Here is a 15,048-nt window from a genome sequence, read left to right on the forward strand (position 1 = left end):
TCTCGGTAACCAGCGCCTACGCCATGGACCTCGTCATCGCCCGCCCCGAAGGCCTGTACTGCCCACCCGGTGATTTCTACATCGACCCGTGGCGGCCCGTGGACCGCGCCGTGATCACCCATGGCCACGGCGACCACGCCCGCACCGGTAACGGCCACTACCTGACCGCCAGCCCGGGCGCCGGCATCCTGCGCAGCCGCTTGGGCCAGCACATCGATTTGCAGACCCTGCCCTACGGTGAGCGCCTGCAGCACCACGGCGTGACCCTGAGCCTGCACCCGGCCGGGCATGTGCTGGGCTCGGCGCAGGTGCGCCTGGAGTACCAGGGCGAAGTCTGGGTGGCCTCCGGCGACTACAAGGTCGAGCCTGATGGCACCTGTACGCCCTTCGAGCCGGTGCCCTGCCACACCTTCATCACCGAGTCGACCTTCGGCTTGCCGATCTATCGCTGGCCAAGCCAAAGCGAGATCTTCGCCGGCATCAATGCCTGGTGGCGGGCCAATTGCGAGCTGGGCAAGGCCAGCGTGCTGTTCTGCTACGCCTTCGGCAAGGCCCAGCGCATTCTGCACGGCCTGGACGCGAGCATCGGCCCGATCCTGGTGCATGGCGCCGTCGAACCGCTCAACCGGGTGTACCGTGAAGCCGGTGTGCATCTGCCCGATACCCGCTATGCCGGCGATATCGCGCGCAACGACCCCATGCTGCGCCGGGCATTGGTCCTGGCGCCTCCGTCAGCCGGCGGCAGCAGCTGGATGCGCCGCTTCGGTGACTACAGCGACGCGTTCGCCAGCGGCTGGATGCTGCTGCGCGGCACGCGCAGGCGCCGCGGTGTGGATCGGGGCTTTGTGCTTTCCGACCATGCCGACTGGCCAGGCCTGCTCTGGGCCATCAGCCAGACCGGTGCCGAACGGGTGATGGTGACCCACGGTTCGGTCAATGTGTTGGTGCGTTACCTCAACGAACAAGGCCTGGATGCCCGTGCCTTCGTGACCGAGTACGGCGACGAAGACGATGCAGCCACACCCGAGCCTGCGCCATGAAAGCGTTCGCTGCGTTGTACCTGCGCCTGGACGCGACCACTTCCAGCGCCAAGCTCGAAGCGCTGCGTGATTACTTCGCCACCGCGCCCGCCGAAGACGCTGCCTGGGCGGTGTATTTCCTGGCCGGTGGGCGCCCTCGGCAGTTGGTGCCGACGCGCCTGCTGCGCGAACTGGCAACGGCCATGGCCGGCCTGCCGGACTGGCTGTTCGAGGAAAGCTACCAGGCAGTCGGTGACCTGGCCGAAACCATTTCATTGCTGCTGCCGCAGCATGCAGAAGGCAACGACGAAGGCTTGGCAGCCTGGGTTGAAAACCATCTGCTGCCTTTGCGAGGCCTGCCGCCCGAGCAGGTCCGCGAACGCTTGCCAGCGCTGTGGGCGCAACTGGAACGCCCCAGCCTCATGCTGTGCCTGAAGCTGATCACCGGCAGCTTCCGCGTGGGCGTGTCCAAGCTGCTGGTCACCCGTGCGCTGGCGCAACTGGCCGGGCTGGACGCCAAACGCGTGGCCCAGCGGCTGGTTGGGTATACCGACATCAGTCACCGCCCCAACGCCGCCAGCTACCACAAGCTGGTCGCCGAGGAGTCCGCCGATGAACACAGTCAGCGCGGCGGCCAGCCCTACCCCTTCTTCCTGGCCCACCCACTGCAGGTGCCCAGCGAGCAGTTCGACGCCTTGCTCGGCCCGCCGAGTGACTGGCAGATCGAATGGAAGTGGGACGGCATCCGTGCCCAGGTGGTCAAGCGCGAGGGCCAGCTTTGGGTGTGGTCGCGGGGCGAAGAGCTGGTCACCGAGCGCTTCCCCGAACTGCATGGCCTGGCGCAGACACTGCCTGATGGGGTGGTGCTGGATGGCGAGATCCTGGTGTGGAAGCCGGGCGAGTCATCGACGGAACTGGCCGTGCAGCCATTCGCGCTGCTGCAGCAGCGCCTTGGCCGCAAAACCTTGGGCAAGAAGCTGCTGGCCGACGCGCCTGTCGTGCTGCAAGCCTACGACCTGCTGGAGTGGCAAGGCGAAGACTGGCGTAGCCGACCGCAGCACGAACGCCGCACCCAGCTGCAACGCCTGGTGGAAGAACACCCGCTTGCCCCGGTCCTGCTGTCGCCACTGCTCGAAGGCCCGGACTGGGCCGACCTTGCCCGCCAGCGTGAGCAATCCCGCAGCCTTGGCGTCGAGGGCCTGATGCTCAAGCAGCGTGAGGCCTTGTACGGCGTGGGCCGTACCAAGGACATGGGCACCTGGTGGAAGTGGAAGATCGACCCCTTCAGCGTCGATGCCGTGCTCATTTATGCCCAACGTGGCCATGGCCGCCGGGCCAGCCTGTACAGCGACTACACCTTCGCCGTGTGGGACGCCCCGGCCGGCACGCCTGGGCGGGCACTGGTGCCGTTTGCCAAGGCGTACTCAGGGCTCAGCGACGCGGAGATGCGCAAGGTCGACAGCATCATCCGCAAAACCACCGTGGAAACCTTCGGCCCGGTGCGCAGCGTGATCCCCACCCTGGTGTTCGAACTAGGCTTCGAGGGCATCGCCCTGTCCCGCCGGCACAAAAGCGGTATCGCCGTGCGCTTCCCGCGCATGCTGCGCTGGCGCCTGGACAAACCGGTGGAAGAGGCCGACGACCTGGCGACGCTGCAGGCCTTGCTGGCGTAGGTTGCTGGCTGGGTGGCCGCGGTGTGGGCGGGCTCGCTCGCGCAGCCCACCCTCACCGAGTTTCGGCAAACCCTGTGCAGGCGCAACGCCGAAAACTGTGCTTCTATCTGTGTGCCGACCCGTGTCGCAGACCGTTTTCGCCACGCAGCCAGGACCACCATGCACCATTCAACACACGACCTGCTTTCACCCGTTCCGGGCATCACCCGCCAACTGCACAGCTTCCACTTCGGCCCCCGCGGTGGTGGCAAAGTCTATATCCAGGCATCGCTGCACGCCGACGAGCTACCCGGCATGCTGGTCGCCTGGCACCTCAAGCGCCGCCTGGCAGAACTGGAACAACAGGGCCGTCTGCAGCGCGAGATCATCCTGGTGCCGGTGGCCAACCCGGTTGGCCTGGAGCAGGTGCTGCTGGACGCGCCACTGGGGCGCTTTGAGCTACAGAGTGGCGAGAATTTCAACCGTAATTTCGTCGATCTGTCGGACACCATCGGCGACCAGATCGAAGAGCACCTCAGCCAGGACCCTGCCCACAACGTTGCGCTGATCCGCGAGTACCTGCGCCGCGGGCTGGACGCGCACCCGGCGCGTACGCCGCTGCAGGCCCAGCGCCTGATCCTGCAACGGCTGGCCTGCGATGCCGACCTGATACTGGACCTGCACTGCGACTTCGAAGCGGTGGAGCACCTGTACACAACACCTGACGCCTGGCCGCAGATCGAGCCGCTGGCTCGCTACCTGGGTGCACAGGCCAGCCTGCTGGCCACCGATTCGGGCGGGCAGTCGTTCGACGAGTGCTTCAGCCTGGTCTGGTGGCAGTTGCAGCAGCGCTTCGGCAAACGCTTCCCTATCCCGTTGGGCTGTTGCTCGGTCACGGTCGAGTTGCGCGGGCAGGCCGACGTCAGCCACGCACTGGCCAGCAAGGATTGCGGGGCGATTCTCGACTTCCTCACCCATGCCGGCATTATCGAGGGTGCCAAGCCGGCACTCCCCGCCCTGCTGCGCCCGGCTACACCGCTGGCCGCCGTAGAACCGGTGGCGACACCCCTGGGTGGGTTGCTGGTGTACCACGCCAAACCAGGCCAGCAACTGGCGGCAGGCCAACTGATCGCCGAAGTCATCGACCCCCTCAGCGACCGGGTCACTGCCGTGCGCAATAGCCAGGCCGGTCTGTTGTACGCTCGCAGCGTACGGCGCATGGCTACCTCGGGCATGGTCATCGCCCATGTGGCCGGCGAGCAGGTGTGCCGGAGCGGTTACCTGTTGGGCAATTGATCCGGTAAAACCATTGCCGCCGGCGGGTGGTCTGTAGAAGCACAACCTTCGAAGGACCCTGCGCCCCATGCCCACCACCGACCTCGCCAACGCCTGGTTCAGCAAACGTGGCTGGAAACCGTTCGCGTTCCAGCGCCGGGTCTGGGCGGCGGTAGAGCGCGGCGAGTCTGGCCTGCTGCACGCCAGCACCGGTGCCGGCAAAACCTACGCGGTGTGGCTGGCGGCACTGCGCGCATTCAAGGCCCAGGCACAGGGGCGCCAGGCAGCCCCCATGCAGGTGATATGGATCACGCCCATGCGTGCCCTGGCCGCCGACACTGCGCGCGCCCTGCAAGCGCCCCTCGATGAGCTGGGTTTGCCGTGGAGTGTCGGCGTACGCAGCGGCGACACCAGCAGTGCCGAGCGGGCCCGGCAAGCGCGGCGCCTGCCCAGCGTGCTGGTCACCACCCCGGAAAGCCTGACCCTGCTACTGACGCGTGCCCAGGCCGAAGCCGATTTCGCCACGCTGCGCTTGATCGTGGTCGACGAATGGCACGAGTTGCTGGGTAACAAACGCGGCGTACAACTGCAGTTGGCCTTGGCCCGCCTGCGCCGCTGGCACCCTGGCCTGCCGACCTGGGGTTTGTCTGCCACCTTGGGCAACCTGCAGCATGCACGGGACGTGCTGCTGCCCGAGGGCGGCCTGCTGGTGCAAGGCCGTCAAGACAAAGCACTGCAGGTCGATACCCTGCTGCCCGGGGCCATAGAACGGTTTCCCTGGGCCGGGCACATGGGCCTGAAAATGCTCGACCAGGTCAGCCGCGAGGTCGACGCCAGCGCCAGTTGCCTGGTGTTCACCAATACCCGGGCCCAAGCCGAGCTCTGGTACCAGGCCCTGCTGGAAAGCCGCCCCGACTGGGCCGGCCTGATCGCCTTGCACCATGCCTCACTGGCCCGGGAAACCCGCGACTGGGTCGAACGCAGCCTCAAGCAGGGCAGCCTGAAGGCGGTGATCTGCACCTCCAGCCTGGACCTGGGGGTAGACTTTCTGCCCGTGGAGCGGGTGCTGCAAATCGGCTCGGCCAAGGGCATCGCACGCCTGATGCAACGGGCCGGCCGCTCGGGCCATGCCCCCGGGCGGCGCTCCCGGATAACCCTCGTACCTACCCACAGCCTGGAGCTGGTCGAGGCAGCAGCCGCTCGCCAGGCACTGGAAGCTGGGCACATCGAGGCGCGTTTCTCCCCCCGGCTGTGCATGGACGTACTGGTGCAGCACCTGGTCAGCATGGCCTTGGGCAGTGGCTTTCGCGCCGACCAGTTGCTGGCCGAAGTGCGCAGCACCTGGGCGTTCGCCGGCTTGCGCGACAGCCAGTGGCAGTGGGCCCTGGACTTTGTCTGCCACGGCGGCAGTTCACTGACGGCCTACCCCGACTACCAGCGCGTCGAGCGCCATGCCGACGGCGTTTATCGAGTGGCCAGCGAGCGCCTGGCGCGGCGCCATCGCATGGGCATCGGCACCATCGTCAGCGATGCCAGCCTGCAGCTCAAGTACTGGAGCAAGGGCGGCGGCGGCAAGACGCTGGGCAGTGTCGAGGAGGCCTTCATCGCCCGCCTGCGGCCCGGCGATACGCTGGTGTTCGCCGGGCGGGTGCTGGAACTGGTGCGGGTGGAAAACATGACCGCCTACGTACGCCGCAGCACCGCACGCAAGGCTGCCATAGCACGCTGGAACGGCGGGCGCATGCCCTTGTCGAGCGAGCTGGCCGATGCGCTGGTCGAACAGCTCGACGCTGCCGCCCACGAACGTTTTACCGGCCCGGAAATGCGCGCCGTGCGCCCGCTGCTGGCACTGCAAGCCCAATGGTCGGCTCTACCCACCACGGCTACGCTGCTGGCGGAGACCTTCAAGTCGCGCCAGGGCTGGCATCTGTTCCTGTACCCCTTCGCCGGGCGCATGGCCAACCTGGGCCTGGCCAACCTGATTGCCTGGCGGGTGAGCCGCCAGCAACCCCTGTCGGTATCGATTGCCGTAAATGACTATGGCTTCGAGCTGCTCAGCCCTGGCCATGTGGACTGGGCGACGCACTTACCGCAGGCGCTGGGCACCGAGCAGCTGCTGGAGGATGTGCTGGCCAGCCTCAACGCGGGTGAAATGGCGCTACGCCGTTTCAGGGAAATTGCCCAGATTGCCGGGCTGGTGTTTGGCGGCTATCCGGCGGCGCAGAAAAGCATGCGGCAGATTCAAGCTTCCAGTGGCCTGTTCTACGAGGTGTTTCGCAAACATGATGCAGGCAACCTGCTGCTCGGCCAGGCCCGTGACGAGGTGCTGAGCGAGGAACTGGAAATTGACCGCCTGCATCGCCAACTGTTGAAAATGGCCGGCCTGCAACTGGACCTGCGGGCATTGAAGCGGCCGGGGCCGCTGGCGTTCGCCTTGCTGGTGGAGGGCATGCGCGAGACGTTGAGCACCGAGAAGCTGGCGGACCGTATTGCGCGAATGGTGGCAGAACTGGAACAGGCGGCGAACAAGGAATGACTCAACAGCATCAGGCCATCGAACATTGCGGCCAGGAGTTATGGCTGCTCCCGGACAAGGCCATCTACTGGCCGGCGCAGCGTGCATTGCTGGTTGCCGACGTGCATATCGGCAAAGCCGCCAGTTATCGCGCATTGCACCAACCGGTGCCGCGCGGCACCACCGAGGCGACCCTGGCGCGGCTGGATGACCTGCTGGCCCACTACGCTTGCGAACAGCTGATCGTACTCGGCGACTTCCTGCACGCGCGCAGCGCACGGGCACCTGCCACGCTGGCTCGTCTGCAGGCATGGCGCGACCGCCATCCTGGCCTGCACATCGTGCTGATACGCGGCAACCACGATCACAACGCCGGCGATCCCCCCGAAACGCTGGGCATCACAGTGCTGGATGAACCCTGGCTGCTGGGTCCCTTCGCCCTGCAGCACGAACCGCATGCTCACCCGGAACGGCCAGTGCTGGCCGGCCACGTGCACCCGGTCTTCATCCTGCGTGGCAGGGCCAGGCAACGCCTGCGCCTGCCGTGCTTTCTGATCGACGAACAAGTGAGCCTGCTGCCCGCATTCGGTGAGTTCACCGGCGGCTGGGAAATAGCGCCGCTGCCCACCAGCCAGGTCTACCTGGCTGGCGCCGGCCGAGTCTGGCCGCTTTAGCAGCGCATCACGCTACAGGCGCTGGGGGAGGCTCGTCAGGCAAGGTCGGCTCGCCCGGTTCCATGGGTGGGGATTCACCTGGCTGCGCAGGCTGCGGCGTATCGGGGTCAGGCTGATGGGGCACGCCCCCGGCCTGCATGGGCAACGGATGCGCCAGCAAAGCCCAGGGCAACAACCCGATGTGGTTGGGCTGCAGACCTGCCAGCTTGGCACTGATTGCGGGATGGAGTTTCATTGGCTGCTCCTGACGAAACCGATGCACATCATGAGCACCGGCGTACTTCGTTGGAGTGGCAAAAGCGCAGGTAATTCCCCGCGCTCGTCGGCTCAGGTCCGCGGCAGGGTCACACCGCGCTGGCCCTGGTACTTGCCGCCGCGGTCCTTGTACGACACATCGCACGCTTCGTCAGACTGCAGGAACAGCATCTGCGCCACGCCTTCGTTGGCATAGATCTTTGCCGGCAGCGTGGTGGTGTTGGAGAATTCCAGGGTCACGTGGCCTTCCCACTCAGGTTCCAGCGGGGTGACATTGACGATGATGCCGCAACGGGCGTAGGTGCTCTTGCCCAGGCAGATGGTCAGCACGTCGCGCGGAATGCGGAAGTACTCGACCGTGCGCGCCAGGGCGAACGAGTTCGGCGGAATGATGCACACGTCGCTCTTGATGTCGACGAAGCTGCCAGCGTCGAAGTTTTTCGGATCGACGGTCGCCGAGTTGATGTTGGTGAACACCTTGAATTCGTCGGCGCAGCGCACGTCGTAGCCGTAGCTGGAAACACCGAAAGAGATGACCCGGCTGTCCTGCTCGCCGCGCACCTGGCGCTCGACGAACGGCTCGATCATGCCGTGTTCCTGCGCCATGCGGCGAATCCACTTGTCCGATTTGATGCTCATGGCGGGGTGTCCTGAAGAGTTGCGTGGTGGAAAACGTGGTGCGCATCTTACCGGTCCCGGCGCCCAGGTTAAAGTTCCATCCCTCACCCCGCGTCGGGCGCGGCTTGCAGCCGCCGTCGATCCGAATTTGCCTAAACCGCATTCAGACCATTGGCAGGTTGCGGAAAGTGGGGTAAGGTGGCGCCACTGTGCTGCACGTGACACCGAGAATCTCTAGTTTGATGCACGATCCTGATCGGCCCATCGCTGAATTTTCTGCTCTCTTTGCGCTCAGTCCCGGTCAGGGTGTTTCCTGACCGTTATCAAATTGTCCAAGGAGACAGAAAAATGTCCAACCGTCAATCCGGTGTTGTTAAGTGGTTCAACGATGAGAAAGGCTACGGCTTCATCACCCCTCAGTCGGGCGACGACCTGTTCGTGCACTTCAAAGCCATCCAAGCTGACGGCTTCAAAACCCTGAAAGAAGGCCAGGCTGTTACTTTCGTCGCTACCCGCGGCCAGAAAGGCATGCAGGCTGAAGAAGTTCAGATCGCCTAAGCCGATCTAGCTTCCTAGCTTTCAAAAAACCCGCCTTCTGGCGGGTTTTTTTATGCTTGGTCGAAATTCGCCGCTGGCTTCTTCGCGGGCACGCCCGCTCCCATAGGGATCGCGCAGGCTTCAAGTGCTGTGCAGTGCTTGTAGGGGCAACTGTCTTTCCAAAATTTGAAAAGCCTGCGCGATTCATTGTGGGAGCGGGCTTGCCCGCGAAGCAGGCGACGCGGTGTCTGGCACCGGCTGCGCCGGTGTTCGCGGGCACGCCCGCTCCCACAGGAACCGTGTGATCTTCGAGTCCAACGGTGGACTGCGCCTAGCTCAAGCGCCTCAGGTCATCATCGCGCTGTTGAACCAGTCGATCACGTTGCTGCAGCAACTCCCTAAGAAGCGCACGCTCCGGACTGATCCGCAGGGTGGGCTGATCTGGACTGACTTCAGCGTAATGGGCCAACGCTTGGGCATCGATAGCATCGGTTTTGGCTTTGATGCCGATGGCCCCTGCGAACGCTCGGGCTCGCTCTCAGGTCAATCTTCGCTGATGGTGATGCTCGGCATCGCCGGCGCCGCAGCTTCCTGCAGCACGATCCGCGCCCCTACCTGGCGCGCCAGCTCCTGATAGACCATGGCAATCTGGCTTTCCGGCTCGGCAATGGCGGTCGGCTTGCCGTTGTCGGCCTGCTCGCGGATGACCATCGACAGTGGCAGCGAGGCCAGCAGATCGACGCCATACTGGCTGGCCAGTTTCTCGCCACCGCCTTCGCCGAACAGGTGCTCGGCATGGCCGCAGTTGGAACAGATGTGCACGGCCATGTTCTCGACCACGCCCAGTACCGGGATGTTGACCTTACGGAACATTTCCACACCCTTGCGGGCATCGAGCAAGGCCAGGTCCTGTGGTGTGGTAACGATCACCGACCCGGCCACCGGCACCTTCTGGGCCAGGGTCAGCTGGATGTCACCGGTGCCCGGGGGCATGTCGATCACCAGGTAGTCCAGGTCGTCCCACGCGGTCTGGGTCACCAACTGCAGCAGCGCACCCGAGACCATCGGGCCACGCCAGACCATCGGCGTGTTGTCGTCGGTCAGGAACGCCATGGACATCACTTCCACGCCATGCGCCTTGATCGGCACAAACCACTTCTGTTCGCGAATCTGCGGGCGGGTGCCTTCGGCGATACCGAACATAACGCCCTGGCTGGGGCCATAGATGTCGGCATCCAGAATACCCACCCGGGCACCCTCGCGGGCCAGCGCCAGGGCCAGGTTGGCGGCGGTGGTCGACTTGCCCACGCCGCCCTTGCCCGAGGCCACGGCGATGATGTTCTTGACGTTGGCCATGGCCGGCACCTGGGCCTGGGCCTTGTGCGCGGCAACCACGCAGTCGATCGACACCTGGGCGCCGCTGACGCCCTCGAGGTTGCCGATGGCGGTCTGCAGCACCTGGGCCCAGCCGTTCTTGAACAGCCCGGCGGCATAGCCCAACTGCAACTGCACGCTGACCTGCCCGCCCTGGATATCGATGGCGCGCACGCAGCCGGCGCTGACCGGGTCCTGGTTCAGGTAGGGGTCGGTGTACTGGCGAAGCACGCCTTCGATGGCGGCACGGGTGACGGCACTCATGGAGACTCCCATTGGCAAACTGAATGTAAAACAGGCGCCTATCCTAACCCGTCAATCATCAGCAGATGCGCTTGCGGGGTGAAATATCTTCGCCAGCCCTTTATAGTGGCCGATCATCCTCATTTTTACCCCGAGCCAGATAAGTAGCCGAGCCACCATGTCCGAGCCACGCCAGATTCTCGTCACCAGCGCCCTGCCCTATGCCAATGGATCGATCCACCTTGGCCATATGCTGGAGTACATCCAGACGGATATGTGGGTACGCTTCCAGAAGCTGCGCGGGAACCAGTGCATTTACGTCTGCGCCGACGACGCTCACGGCTCGGCCATCATGCTGCGCGCGGAAAAGGAAGGCATCACCCCGGAACAACTGATTGCCAACGTCCAGGCCGAACACAGCAGCGACTTCGCCGACTTCCTGGTGGACTTCGACAACTTCCACTCCACCCACAGCGAAGAAAACCGTGAGCTGTCGAGCCTCATCTACACACGCCTGCGTGAGGCCGGGCACATTGCCACCCGTTCGGTGACCCAGTACTTCGACCCGGAAAAGGGCATGTTCCTGGCCGACCGCTTCATCAAGGGCACCTGCCCGAAGTGCGCGGCCGAAGACCAGTACGGCGACAACTGCGAGAAATGCGGCGCCACCTACGCACCGACCGAACTGAAGAACCCCAAGTCGGCCATTTCCGGGGCCACCCCGGTATTGCGCGATTCGCAGCACTTTTTCTTCAAGCTGCCCGACTTCCAGGCCATGCTGCAACAGTGGACCCGCAGCGGCACGCTGCAGGACGCAGTCGCCAACAAGCTGGCCGAATGGCTGGACTCCGGCCTGCAGGAATGGGACATCTCCCGTGACGCGCCGTACTTCGGTTTCGAAATTCCGGGTGAGCCGGGCAAATACTTCTATGTCTGGCTCGATGCGCCTATCGGCTACATGGCCAGCTTCAAGAACCTTTGCGCGCGCCGCCCGGAACTGGACTTCGATGCGTTCTGGCGCGAGGGCTCCAAAGCCGAGCTGTACCATTTCATCGGCAAGGACATCGTCAACTTCCACGCCCTGTTCTGGCCAGCCATGCTCGAAGGCGCGGGCTTCCGCAAGCCGACCGCCGTCAACGTGCACGGTTACCTGACCGTCAACGGCGCCAAGATGTCAAAGTCGCGGGGTACGTTCATCAAGGCCCGTACCTACCTCGACCACCTGCAGCCAGAGTACCTGCGCTATTACTACGCCGCCAAGCTGGGCCGCGGCGTCGACGACCTCGACCTGAACCTGGAAGACTTCGTGCAGAAGGTCAACTCTGACCTGGTTGGCAAGGTGGTCAACATCGCCAGCCGCTGTGCCGGCTTCATCCACAAGGGTAACCAGGGCGTGATGGTTAGCGGTGATGCCGCGCCTGAACTGACCGAAGCCTTCCTGGCTGCCGCCCCGTCCATTGCCGAGGCCTACGAAGGCCGCGATTTCGGCCGCGCCATGCGCGAAATCATGGCGCTGGCCGACCGTGCCAATGCCTGGATTGCCGACAAAGCGCCGTGGTCCCTGGCCAAGCAGGAGGGCAAGCAGGACGAAGTGCAGGCGATCTGCGCCCAGGGCATCAACCTGTTCCGCCAGTTGGTGATTTTCCTCAAGCCGGTACTGCCGCTGCTGGCTGCCGACGCCGAGGCCTTCCTCAACGTGGCCCCGCTGACCTGGAACGACCACCTGTCGCGTCTGGAAAACCACACGCTGAACCCGTTCAAGGCACTGATGAGCCGTATCGAGCTGGCCAAGGTCGAAGCCATGGTCGCCGCCAGCAAGGAAGACCTGCTGGCCGCCGAACCCAAGGCCCCGGCAGGCAACGGCGAGCTGGCCAAGGACCCGCTGTCGGCAGAAATCGAGTTCGACACCTTTGCCGCTGTGGACCTGCGTGTGGCACTGATCGTCAAGGCCGAAGCCGTGGCGGGTGCTGACAAGCTGCTGCAGCTGACCCTGGACATCGGGGACGAACGCCGCAATGTGTTCTCCGGCATCAAGTCGGCGTACCCGGACCCGTCCAAGCTCGAAGGCCGCCTGACCATGATGGTCGCCAACCTGAAACCGCGGAAAATGCGCTTTGGCGTGTCCGAGGGGATGGTCATGGCGGCAGGCCCTGGTGGTGAAGAAATCTACCTGCTGAGCCCGGACAGCGGCGCCAAGCCAGGCCAGCGCATCAAGTAATTGACCGTGGGGGCTGCCTGGCAGCCCCGTTGGCTTCTGCGGCGGGCCAGGGCAATCCCGGCCTGTGCGCGCCATCAAGGAAAGCTCTGTTTCATGAACGCCGCCAAACGCCTGGAGATTTTTCGCAGGCTGCATGAAGACAACCCTGACCCGAAAACCGAACTGGCCTACACCACGCCATTTGAATTGCTGGTGGCAGTGACACTGTCCGCGCAATCGACCGACGTCGGCGTCAACAAGGCTACGGCGCGCCTGTTCCCCGTCGCCAACACCCCCGAGGCCATCTATGCCCTGGGCGTCGAAGGCCTCAGCGAATACATAAAGACCATTGGGCTGTACAACAGCAAGGCCAAGAACGTCATCGAAGCCTGCCGCTTACTGATCGAGCGTCACGGTAGCCAGGTACCCCAAACCCGTGAAGCGCTGGAGGCACTGCCAGGTGTCGGCCGCAAGACGGCGAATGTGGTGCTGAACACGGCGTTCCGCCAGCCGACCATGGCCGTCGATACGCATATTTTCAGGGTCAGCAATCGCACGGGCATAGCGCCGGGCAAGACTGTGCTGGAAGTGGAAAAGAAACTGGTCAAGTTCGTACCCAAGGACTACCTGCTGGACGCCCACCACTGGCTGATTCTCCATGGCCGCTATGTTTGCCAGGCACGCAAGCCAAGGTGCGGCAGCTGCAGGATCGAAGACCTGTGCGAGTACAAGCACAAAACTTCTGACGATTGAGCGGATAGCTGAAAACCACTGCAGGCGATTGAAAAAATCTTTTTTACCAGCGCCTGCTTTCTGGTTATAAGGTCGGCCAACGGCCCCTTGGCTTGGAGCGACTCATGAGTACCGATAAAGACGACCTGTCGATCGAAGATGATTTTGTTGCCGTAGAAGATGACGCGGAGCCCCCGGTGGAATCTGCAAAAACCAACCTCAGCAAACGCCGCACCATCGACAACTTGCTCGAAGAACGGCGCCTGCAGAAACAACTGGCCGATTTCGATTACGACCTGTAGCCCCACCTTGGCAAAGCCTCCTGCCCGGAGGCTTCATGGCCTGTGCTCAGCTCAGGCCTTGCCGTTGCGCCAACTCGATCAGGTCTACCAGCGACCGTGCATTGAGCTTGAGTAGCAGGCGTGACTTGTAGGTACTGACCGTCTTGTTGCTCAGGTACATGCTGTCGGCAATTTCCTTGTTCGAACGGCCGCGCGCCAACTGTTGCAACACGGTCATTTCCCGGGCCGAGAGGCGGTTGACCATGTCCACCTCGCTGCCCGTGCCCCTGCCCCGGGCCGCGTGCAGGGCCTGGTTGGGGAAGTAGCTGTAGCCCGAGAGCACCGCCTTGATTGCGCTCAACAGCTCGGTAAGTTCCTGTTGCTTGCATACATAACCCGCCGCCCCCGCCTGCATACAGCGCATCGAAAAATTGCCGGGTGCCTGCGACGTCAGTACCAGCACCTTGCTGCCTGGGCTGAAGCTGGCCATGCGGGCAATCACCTCCAGGCCATCCAGCTTCGGTATACCGATATCCAGCACCACGATGTCCGGCAGGTGTTGCCGCGTCAGCTGCAATGCAGCCACCCCATTGTCGGTCTCCCCCACGACGTCATACCCATGCCGCTCCATCAGCATGCGCACGGCAAGGCGTATGACCGGATGATCATCAACGATAAGCACTTTATTCATGCGACATCCATTCATTCACTGTTGTGGCTTTGGCACGCCAAGATAACTGACAGAACGACCGATGGCGCGGCGATTTGCCGACGAAACTCATGTGCAGACAAAACCTACAATAGTTGCGGAAACTTCCTACACATCGCGACTATGGTTGTAACAAACAAATTCCTTATTACCGATTACAGGCGTGTACCCGGTGGCCAGTTGCACTTTGAGCACAGACTGTCAGGTGCTGAAACACCCCTGCCCGACTTCGGGGTGAAGCGTGGATCAGGGACTTAGCCCGTTGTCGCGCACCGGGAAGCAGTCCAGTCTTTAGTTGCCCGGCGCAGTAGGGCAAAGATGGGCAAAACCGCTGGAGGCAGCCACCATGAGCCAAGCACAACCTGTCGCCCCGCTGACGATCATTGCCATCTTCGCCGGGATCATCGAAGCCTCCGCCCTGGCCACACTGCCCTTTCTCAGCGAGTCCAGCCAGAAGCTCTATACCTGGTTCCTGGTGGGCTTTCCGTTCTTCCTGACCGCGCTGTTTTTCCTGACACTCAACTTCAACTACAAGTCGTTCTACAGCCCGTTACCCAACAAGGCAGCACCGGACAGCGCGCCCCCACCCAGCAGTGAAGCCCTCGCTGCCATGCCGCAGGAGGGGTTGCCAGGCGAGCCCGTCACCTTCATGTTTTCTGGCCCGGATGCCTGTCGCCTGATGGAACAGCAACTGTTGCAAGCGCTTGCGCAACCACCAACGCCGCCCCGCACCTGGCGCTTTTGCAATGTGGATAAAGGCCAATGCGCACAATTGTCCATCAGCCCACTGGGCAGTGAGGCCGCGAACCCATGCAACTGAAACTCTTCATTTCGAGCAGGCACAAAAAACCCGGCCGCAGCCTAATGCCAGTCAGTTAAGTAATTTGGGGCCGCTTCGCGACCCTTCGCGGGCACGCCCGCTCCTACAGGGGATAGCGCATCTCTTGCGTTCAGCGCCTGTGGGAGC

The 15,048-nt window shown here is 63.5% G+C and carries 14 protein-coding genes and 1 pseudogene; 10 read left to right on the forward strand and 5 right to left on the reverse strand.

What is annotated here, in order from left to right; all coding sequences use genetic code 11:
* Nucleotides 1-23 precede the first annotated feature (23 nt).
* The 5 genes from B3361_RS01715 (at nt 24) to pdeM (ending at nt 7,135) form a co-directional block, all read left to right on the forward strand.
* Complete coding sequence (locus B3361_RS01715; protein ID WP_009684579.1) at nt 24-1,040, forward strand: ligase-associated DNA damage response exonuclease; 1,017 nt, start codon at nt 24-26, stop codon at nt 1,038-1,040.
* Complete coding sequence (locus B3361_RS01720; protein WP_286920047.1) at nt 1,037-2,692, forward strand: ATP-dependent DNA ligase; 1,656 nt, start codon at nt 1,037-1,039, stop codon at nt 2,690-2,692. The genes B3361_RS01715 and B3361_RS01720 overlap by 4 nt, the downstream gene beginning before the upstream one ends.
* 159 nt (nt 2,693-2,851) lie before the next feature.
* Complete coding sequence (locus B3361_RS01725; RefSeq protein WP_054904061.1) at nt 2,852-3,967, forward strand: succinylglutamate desuccinylase/aspartoacylase family protein; 1,116 nt, start codon at nt 2,852-2,854, stop codon at nt 3,965-3,967.
* Nucleotides 3,968-4,034: 67 nt separating this feature from the next.
* Nucleotides 4,035-6,482 (forward strand): ligase-associated DNA damage response DEXH box helicase, encoded by a 2,448-nt coding sequence (locus B3361_RS01730; RefSeq protein ID WP_054904060.1) that lies wholly within the window; start codon nt 4,035-4,037, stop codon nt 6,480-6,482.
* On the forward strand, nt 6,479-7,135 hold the full coding sequence (gene pdeM, locus B3361_RS01735; RefSeq protein ID WP_047149549.1) for a ligase-associated DNA damage response endonuclease PdeM: 657 nt from the start codon (nt 6,479-6,481) through the stop codon (nt 7,133-7,135). Before B3361_RS01730 ends, pdeM begins: the two co-directional genes overlap by 4 nt.
* Before the next feature lie 7 nt (nt 7,136-7,142).
* Here pdeM and B3361_RS01740 read toward each other — a convergent pair whose 3' ends face one another.
* Nucleotides 7,143-7,370, reverse strand: coding sequence for a hypothetical protein (locus tag B3361_RS01740; RefSeq protein WP_009684572.1), 228 nt, complete (start codon nt 7,368-7,370; stop codon nt 7,143-7,145).
* Nucleotides 7,371-7,462: 92 nt separating this feature from the next.
* Entirely contained in the window at nt 7,463-8,029 is a 567-nt protein-coding gene (dcd, locus tag B3361_RS01745; RefSeq protein WP_009684571.1) for a dCTP deaminase, read from the reverse strand.
* Nucleotides 8,030-8,356: 327 nt separating this feature from the next.
* On the opposite strand from dcd, the gene B3361_RS01750 reads away from it, so the two are divergent.
* A complete protein-coding gene (locus B3361_RS01750) occupies nt 8,357-8,566 on the forward strand; it encodes a cold-shock protein (protein ID WP_003254922.1) in 210 nt (69 codons plus the stop codon).
* A 316-nt stretch (nt 8,567-8,882) separates the two neighbouring features.
* On the opposite strand, the pseudogene B3361_RS24175 reads toward B3361_RS01750, so the two are convergent.
* Both B3361_RS24175 and apbC read right to left on the reverse strand, forming a co-directional pair.
* Nucleotides 8,883-9,080, reverse strand: a pseudogene (locus B3361_RS24175) (IS110 family transposase); the annotation flags it as partial.
* Between the two features lie 8 nt (nt 9,081-9,088).
* Complete coding sequence (gene apbC, locus B3361_RS01755) at nt 9,089-10,183, reverse strand: iron-sulfur cluster carrier protein ApbC (protein ID WP_054904059.1); 1,095 nt, start codon at nt 10,181-10,183, stop codon at nt 9,089-9,091.
* Between the two features lie 157 nt (nt 10,184-10,340).
* Between apbC and metG the strand changes: the two genes are divergently transcribed.
* The 3 genes from metG (at nt 10,341) to B3361_RS01770 (ending at nt 13,393) form a co-directional block, all read left to right on the forward strand.
* A complete protein-coding gene (gene metG, locus B3361_RS01760) occupies nt 10,341-12,380 on the forward strand; it encodes a methionine--tRNA ligase (protein WP_054904058.1) in 2,040 nt (679 codons plus the stop codon).
* A gap of 93 nt (nt 12,381-12,473) precedes the next feature.
* Nucleotides 12,474-13,112 carry an endonuclease III gene (gene nth, locus B3361_RS01765; protein ID WP_009684568.1) on the forward strand — a complete coding sequence of 213 codons (639 nt, stop codon included), beginning with the start codon at nt 12,474-12,476 and terminating at the stop codon, nt 13,110-13,112.
* 104 nt (nt 13,113-13,216) lie between these two features.
* A complete protein-coding gene (locus tag B3361_RS01770; RefSeq protein ID WP_009684567.1) occupies nt 13,217-13,393 on the forward strand; it encodes a PA3496 family putative envelope integrity protein in 177 nt (58 codons plus the stop codon).
* A 46-nt stretch (nt 13,394-13,439) separates the two neighbouring features.
* On the opposite strand, the gene B3361_RS01775 is transcribed toward B3361_RS01770, so the two are convergent.
* Nucleotides 13,440-14,063: a response regulator transcription factor gene (locus B3361_RS01775; protein WP_009684566.1), complete on the reverse strand. Its 624-nt coding sequence runs from the start codon at nt 14,061-14,063 to the stop codon at nt 13,440-13,442.
* A gap of 364 nt (nt 14,064-14,427) precedes the next feature.
* On the opposite strand from B3361_RS01775, the gene B3361_RS01780 reads away from it, so the two are divergent.
* A complete protein-coding gene (locus B3361_RS01780) occupies nt 14,428-14,901 on the forward strand; it encodes a hypothetical protein (protein ID WP_054904057.1) in 474 nt (157 codons plus the stop codon).
* Nucleotides 14,902-15,048: the final 147 nt, after the last annotated feature.

Source organism: Pseudomonas sp. UBA6699 (genome assembly GCF_002454615.1).
In the GTDB taxonomy this organism is placed as follows: Bacteria; Pseudomonadota; Gammaproteobacteria; order Pseudomonadales; family Pseudomonadaceae; genus Aquipseudomonas; species Aquipseudomonas juntendi.